This is a genomic window from Amaricoccus sp. (assembly GCF_036846665.1).
Taxonomy (GTDB): Bacteria; Pseudomonadota; Alphaproteobacteria; order Rhodobacterales; family Rhodobacteraceae; genus Amaricoccus.
In genome coordinates, this window is record NZ_DAIUBO010000223.1 from 1 (window position 1) to 6,160 (window position 6,160).

Genomic DNA, 6,160 nt, shown 5'->3' on the forward strand with positions numbered 1-6,160 from the left:
GCTCGACCTCGACGGCGACGGGATGCTCATGGGCTGGGGCGACGGCTGGGGCTGGGGAAAATTCCCCGGCAACGGCGGCATGGCGCTGGTCTCGCGGCTGCCGCTCGACACGGAGGCCGCGCGCAGCTTCCGCATGCTGCGCTGGGCGGACCTGCCCGGCGCGGCGCTGCCCGAGACCCCGGAGGGCGGTCCCTGGCCGGATGCCGGGGCGCAGGCGGCCTTCCGGCTGTCGTCGCGGTCGCATTGGGACGTGCCGGTGATCCTGCCGGATGGCGGGCGGCTGCATCTCCTGGCCTCGAACCCGACGCCGCCGCTCTTCGACGGGCCGGAGATGGGGAACCGGCTGCGCCACCGGGACGAGCTGCGCTTCTGGGCGCTCTATCTCGACGGCACGGCCTTCGCCGACGACCAGGGGCGGGTGGCGCCGGCGGCCGCGGCGCCGGTGGTGGTGCTCGGCAACCTCAATGCAGATCCGGCGGACGGGGCGGGTCTCGACGGCGCGATCGCGCAGCTGCTCGACCATCCGCGGCTGCGGGATCCCCTGCCGCGGAGCGAGGGCGCCGTCGCCGCCGCGGCGGCCCAGGGCGGGGCGAACCTGCGACAGAACGGCGCGCCCGCGACCGATACCGCCGATTGGCGCGACGACGGGGGGCCGGGCAACCTGCGCGTCGATTACGTCCTGCCCGATGCGGCGCTGGAACTCGTCGGCGCGGGCGTGTTCTGGCCGGCGCCGGAGGCGGCGCTCGCCGGAGCGGTGGCCACCGGGCCCTCCCACCGGCTGGTCTGGGCCGATGTCGTGCTGCCGGAAGCCGAGCCCGCGACCAGCGCGGCGAAGACCGCCTCCGCCGCGCTCGGCCGGTAATCGGGCAGCAGCCGGGCGAGCGGTTCCGGGTCGAGCCGATGCGGCAGGTCCCAGAGATAGCGCATCTCCAGCAGTTCGCGCCACATCGGGTTGAAGGGCGCGCCGAGGCGCAGGAGCGCCCATGGGAAGCCGCGGAGGGTGACGCCGCGCCCCATCGCCTGCGCGAGGCCGGCGCGCAGCTCCTCCCCGGTCAGCGAGAGGCCCGCGAAGGGCACGTCGGCGAAGGCCGGCAGGTCCTCGCGGATCTCGGCGAGCCCCACCGCGGCGCGGGCGGCGTCGGGCAGCCAGGCCCAGGCATGCACCGCGTCCCGCCGCCCCGGATAGATCAGCCGCCCCGCGGCGAGCGATTTCGCGAGCACCGCGTCGAACCAGTTGCCGCTGGCCTCCGCCTCGAGGAAATCGCCGGCGCGCAGCACGATGGTGCGGACGCCGCGGGCCGAGGCCGCGCGGAAGGCCGCCTCCATCTCGGCGCGCAGCCGCCCCTTGCGCGTGTCCGGGCGGTGCGGCGTGCCGGGACCCAGCAGCTCCGGCATCGCCCTGCCGAAGACATAGACATTGCCGGGGATCAGCACGGTCGCGCCGCTCGCTTCCGCCGCGGCCAGAACCGCGCGGGTCAGGGCGGGCAATTCCTTCGCCCAGTCCGGATAGGGCACGTTCGCGGCATGCACGATCAACTCGCGCCCCTCGGCCAGGCGGGCGAGCGCGCCCGCGTCGCGCAGGTCGCCCCTGTGCCCGGTGGTGCCGGGGATGCCGGGCGCGGCGCCGCGGGACAGCGCATGCACTTCCCAGCCGGCATCGCGGAAGGCATGGGCCGAGGCGCGGCCGAACCGGCCCCGCGCGCCGAGGACCAGGACGGATCGGGACATGACGGTCTCCTCTCGAAAGGCTGCGGTCGCCGACAGATCTATCGATTCGAATGCGGATGGAAACCGCCGAGATCCGGCGATATGAAATTCATTCATTCATTCATGAAGGATGGCAAGGGACTCGACTGGTCGCTGGTCCGCTCCTTCCTCGCGGTCGCCGAAACCGGCTCGCTCTCCGCGGCGGCCCGCGCGCTGGGATCGAGCCAGCCGACGCTGGGGCGGCTCGCGGCGGCGCTCGAAGCGCTCGCCTCGCCTTGACCCCGGGACGGGCGGGGGGTAGCGGAAACCCCGCACCCTTGCGAGGACAGATCCATGGCCGACCCGACGCTCCTGATCCTTCCCGGCGACGGCATCGGCCCGGAGGTCATGGCGGAGGTGCGCAGGGTCATCGACTGGTACGGCGCCAGGCGCGGCCTGCGCTTCGCGGTCGAGGAGGATCTGGTCGGCGGCTGCGCCTATGACGCCCACGGGATCCCCCTGACCGACGCCACCATGGCGCGCGCCCAGGCGGCGGACGCCGTGCTGCTCGGCGCGGTGGGCGGGCCGAAATACGATGCCCTCGATTTCTCGCTGAAGCCCGAGCGCGGGCTCCTTCGGCTGCGCAAGGAAATGGACCTCTACGCCAACCTCCGGCCCGCGCAATGCTTCGACGCGCTGGCGGATTTCTCCTCGCTGAAGCGCGAGGTGGTCGCCGGGCTCGACATCGTCATCGTGCGCGAGCTGACGAGCGGCATCTATTTCGGCGAGCCGCGCGGCATCGTCACCGAGGGCAACGAACGGGTCGGGATCAACACCCAGCGCTACACCGAAGGCGAGATCGCCCGCGTCGCCCGCGTCGCCTTCGAGCTGGCGCGGAAGCGCTCGAACAAGGTCTGCTCGATGGAGAAGGCCAATGTCATGGAATCGGGCGTGCTCTGGCGCCAGGTGGTGACCGAGGTCCATGCCGCGGAATTTCCCGACGTGGCGCTCTCCCACATGTATGCCGATGCCGGCGCGATGCAGCTCTGCCGCTGGCCGAAGCAGTTCGACGTGATCGTCACCGACAATCTCTTCGGCGACCTTCTCTCCGATGCCGCCGCCATGCTGACCGGAAGCCTCGGCATGCTGCCCTCGGCCTCGCTCGGCGCGCCCATGGCGAACGGCCGGCCCAAGGCGCTCTACGAGCCGGTGCACGGCTCGGCCCCGGACATCGCCGGAGAGGGAAAGGCCAATCCGATCGCCTGCATCCTCTCCTTCGCCATGGCGCTGCGCTATTCCTTCGACGCGGGCGAGGAGGCGGCGCGGCTCGAGGCCTCGGTGGAGCGCGTGCTGGCCGACGGGCTGCGCACCGCCGACCTGCTCGGCCCCGAGGGCGGGAAGCCGGTCTCGACACGGGCGATGGGCGACGCGATCCTCGCGGCGCTGGACGAAAGCCTCTGAAAGGGAAGCGAGCATGACCGAAGCCGCAAGGTCCCCGACCCTCCGCGGCGCGGCGCTGGCGCTGACCGCCTTCGGGATCTACGCGACCCACGACGTCGTCATCAAATTCCTCGGCGCGAGCTTCTCGCCCTTCCAGATCATCTTCTTCTCGACGCTCTTCGGCTTTCCGGTGGTCACCTTCATGCTGATGCATGACCCCGAGCCGGGCAACCTGCGGCCGCGTCACCCCTGGTGGACGGCGCTGCGCACCTTCGCGGCGGTGGCGACCGCGGCCTCGGCCTTCTACGCCTTCTCGTCGCTGCCGCTGGCGGAGGTCTATGCGATCATCTTCGCCTCGCCGCTCCTGATCACCATCCTGGCGGTGCCGATCCTCGGCGAGCGCGTCGGCTGGCGGCGCTCGCTCGCGGTCGGGGTGGGGCTGATCGGCGTCATCGTGGTGCTGCGCCCGGGGGCGACGCAATTCGAGCTCGGCCATCTCGCGGCGCTGACCGCGGCGATCTGCTCGGCGGTCGCGGCGGTGATCATGCGCAAGATCGGCCGCGACGAGCGCTCGGCGGTGCTGCTGCTCTATCCGATGATGGCGAATTTCGTGGTCATGGGCTGCGCCATGCCCTTCGTCTACGAGCCGGTCTCGGGGCTGCATCTGGGCGGCTTCGCGGCCATTGCCGTGCTCGGCTTCCTGGGGGCGCTCTTCCACATCGCCGCCTATCGCACGGCGCCGGCGGTGGTGGTGGCGCCGATGCAATATTCCCAGATCCTCTGGGCCGTGGCCTATGGCGCGTTCTTCTTCGGCGAGACGCCGGCGCGCAACACCGCCATCGGCGCCGGGATCATCATCGCGAGCGGCCTCTACGTCGTCTTCCGCGAGGGTGGCTCGACCGCCTCGCGCACCACGCCCGTCTTGCGCACCCAGACGCGCTACCTGCTCGGCACGGTGCCGCGCATCGGCGCGCTGCGGCGGATCTGGCGCCGGAACAGGACCGCGGCCGACAGGGCCCCGACCACCTAGTTCCCGAGCTCCAGCAGATAGGGCTCGCCCCAGCCGCGCAGGCTGTCATGGGCGCGGATGGCGACGCGGCCGAGCTCCGGCGGCACCGCCACGCCGCCGAGCGCGCGGGTGAAGGGCTGCTCGGTGACATGCGGGTGCAGCAGCGCGCGATAGCCGAGCCGGCTGCCGTCGGGCGCGGCGATCTCCCAGCCGTCTACGTAATGCTCCCAGCCGGTATCGGCATGGGCGACGGTGACCTCGAAGCGCCATGTGGCCCCCTCCCGCGTCGCGGTGGCGGCGGTGACGCGCGGCTCGCCGGCCATGGCGACGGCGGGCAGGAGCGCGGCGACGGCGAGCAGGTGGCGCATGGCCGAGACCCTAACGGAAACCGCCTGGTTCGGTGGTCACGATTGCGCGGTTGAGAAGACGCTGGCGGTTGCCGCCGATTCGAGCCCGGGAACGGCATTGGTGGATTATTCGAGCCAAGCGTGATACGATTATCCTATTTTACCGAGCACAATTTGAAGGACACTCCTGATGCGTATTCAAACCGGCGCCCTTGCAGCAGCTCTCTTGTTGCTTGTGGCATGTGAGCAGCGACCAATTGCATCGTCCCAGGCTGGAGACGGCCCGGCTATGCCGCAGTCGGGCGGATTCGCGCCGGCGTCGGGGACGTCGTCCGGCTTCCCGGCGGCAACCGTCGCGACCTCCGGAACCCAATTCCGCCCTGATGCTGGGGAGAGTACTTCCGAGGCGCCAAGGCAAGCGCGATCGATTGCCGGCGCCGCCACCGCAACTGGCCCACGCGCGCAATCCGCGACCGCTACGTCCAGTCGAACGGCCAAACAGACCTCGACCAGCCAGGCGACGACCCAGCCTGGCACGCGACAAAGCAGCGTGTCGGGTGATGGCAGCACGAAAGGTGCCGGTGGCAATAACAGCGACGAGGTTGATCGCAGCGAGATGCTGACGAACACCGCTCCGGTGACCGTTGACTCCGGCGGGCGAGGTGCAGGTCTCGGCCCGGTATGCGACTGTGAGCCGACGATGCCGAGGGACCTCACGCCTCGTGGGATCGTCGGCGGTCAGGTTCCGAACATCGACGTGCAGATTCGTGATGGTCGCACCCCCGGCAACATCAGGGGGATTGAACAGCTCCGGCGGTGAGGTGGCATGTTAAAGGTGTTTCGCGCGGCCAAGTCGGCAGGCGAGGTGGCGGGAGGGTTGGCTGCCATGATTGGCCTTCCCGCAGTCATCTTCGGCTTCTACGCGTTCAGCGGGGAGATCTACGATTCCCTCACAGCGCCCGATGTAACGGTCGAAGTCGAGTCGATGACCCTGCGATGCTTTTATCGCTTTCAGGATCCCGAACAGTTTGCCCGTTTCAGCGATGGCGACAGGGAGACCTTCATCGAGAACTGCGACGCAGCCCCCGTGGCATTGTCGTTCACTGCCGAAGTCACCAACCACGACAGAATTCGCCGCACCGTTACCGGCTTCTCTGCCGAATTGTCCCTCGCGATCGTTGCGGACCCAGTGGCGTTCACCCGGACCTGGGAGGTCGCGCACGAGATCCATGGCGCGGCTGAAACCAATATTCGCCGGAACTGGTACACTGTCGAGCTATCGCCGTCTCGCACCACTCGGCACGAGGTCTGGATCGAGCAACAGGGACCGGAACTCGAGGCGCTGCCGTGGGGCCCTGTTCGGTCCTGGTTGGCCGACCCGACCGACCCGCCCGTTGGCGCCCTGATCGAAGCCCTCATCTTCATCGATCTCGCCGGCCGCGATGCGCAGGAGTTGGTGGCAATTTGTCGCTTTCCGCTGAAGGCGGACGCTTTGGGCCGATTCCGAGCTCTCCCGCCGGTTCGCCAGTTGCGATTTACGGCGCTCTGCCAGCCGGATACGGACCGACAACAAGCGGCTTGAATCACGGCTGCCTTCGGCGTAACCACCCCCGGTGTCGGAGTGTAGCGCAGCCTGGTAGCGCACCTGCTTCGGGAGCAGGGGGTCGGAGGTTCGAAT

General features: G+C 69.8%; 6 protein-coding genes and 2 pseudogenes. 6 read left to right on the forward strand and 2 right to left on the reverse strand.

From position 1 onward, the window contains the following. Positions 1–79: 79 nt before the first annotated feature. Positions 80–673: pseudogene (locus tag V7050_RS17045) on the forward strand (endonuclease/exonuclease/phosphatase family protein); the annotation flags it as partial. Here the strand turns inward: V7050_RS17045 and V7050_RS17050 are convergent. Continuing rightward, entirely contained in the window at positions 673–1,728 is a 1,056-nt protein-coding gene (locus tag V7050_RS17050; RefSeq protein WP_324370537.1) for an NAD-dependent epimerase/dehydratase family protein, read from the reverse strand. The pseudogene V7050_RS17045 and the gene V7050_RS17050 sit on opposite strands and share 1 nt — an antisense overlap. 102 nt (positions 1,729–1,830) lie before the next feature. Between V7050_RS17050 and V7050_RS17055 the strand changes: the two are divergent. The 3 genes and pseudogenes from V7050_RS17055 to V7050_RS17065 all read left to right on the forward strand — a co-directional run. Further along, positions 1,831–1,968: pseudogene (locus V7050_RS17055) on the forward strand (LysR family transcriptional regulator); the annotation flags it as partial. A gap of 72 nt (positions 1,969–2,040) precedes the next feature. Beyond that, complete coding sequence (gene leuB / locus V7050_RS17060; protein ID WP_324370535.1) at positions 2,041–3,147, forward strand: 3-isopropylmalate dehydrogenase; 1,107 nt, start codon at positions 2,041–2,043, stop codon at positions 3,145–3,147. A 13-nt stretch (positions 3,148–3,160) separates the two neighbouring features. After that, positions 3,161–4,156 (forward strand): DMT family transporter, encoded by a 996-nt coding sequence (locus tag V7050_RS17065; protein ID WP_324375253.1) that lies wholly within the window; start codon positions 3,161–3,163, stop codon positions 4,154–4,156. Here the strand turns inward: V7050_RS17065 and V7050_RS17070 are convergent. Beyond that, entirely contained in the window at positions 4,153–4,503 is a 351-nt protein-coding gene (locus V7050_RS17070) for a hypothetical protein (RefSeq protein WP_324375251.1), read from the reverse strand. The two genes, V7050_RS17065 and V7050_RS17070, sit on opposite strands and share 4 nt — an antisense overlap. On the opposite strand from V7050_RS17070, the gene V7050_RS17075 reads away from it, so the two are divergent. After that, a complete protein-coding gene (locus tag V7050_RS17075) occupies positions 4,502–4,627 on the forward strand; it encodes a hypothetical protein (RefSeq protein WP_324375250.1) in 126 nt (41 codons plus the stop codon). The genes V7050_RS17070 and V7050_RS17075 overlap by 2 nt on opposite strands. 681 nt (positions 4,628–5,308) lie before the next feature. Next, a complete protein-coding gene (locus tag V7050_RS17080) occupies positions 5,309–6,064 on the forward strand; it encodes a hypothetical protein (protein WP_324375248.1) in 756 nt (251 codons plus the stop codon). Positions 6,065–6,160 lie beyond the last annotated feature (96 nt).

Coding starts and splice junctions, on each gene's coding strand:
- V7050_RS17065 (WP_324375253.1), top strand. CDS start 3,161: ATGACCGAAGCCGCAAGGTCCCCGACCCTCCGCGGCGCGGCGCTGGCG.
- leuB (WP_324370535.1), top strand. CDS start 2,041: ATGGCCGACCCGACGCTCCTGATCCTTCCCGGCGACGGCATCGGCCCG.
- V7050_RS17050 (WP_324370537.1), bottom strand. CDS start 1,728: ATGTCCCGATCCGTCCTGGTCCTCGGCGCGCGGGGCCGGTTCGGCCGC.
- V7050_RS17075 (WP_324375250.1), top strand. CDS start 4,502: ATGGCCGAGACCCTAACGGAAACCGCCTGGTTCGGTGGTCACGATTGC.
- V7050_RS17080 (WP_324375248.1), top strand. CDS start 5,309: ATGTTAAAGGTGTTTCGCGCGGCCAAGTCGGCAGGCGAGGTGGCGGGA.
- V7050_RS17070 (WP_324375251.1), bottom strand. CDS start 4,503: ATGCGCCACCTGCTCGCCGTCGCCGCGCTCCTGCCCGCCGTCGCCATG.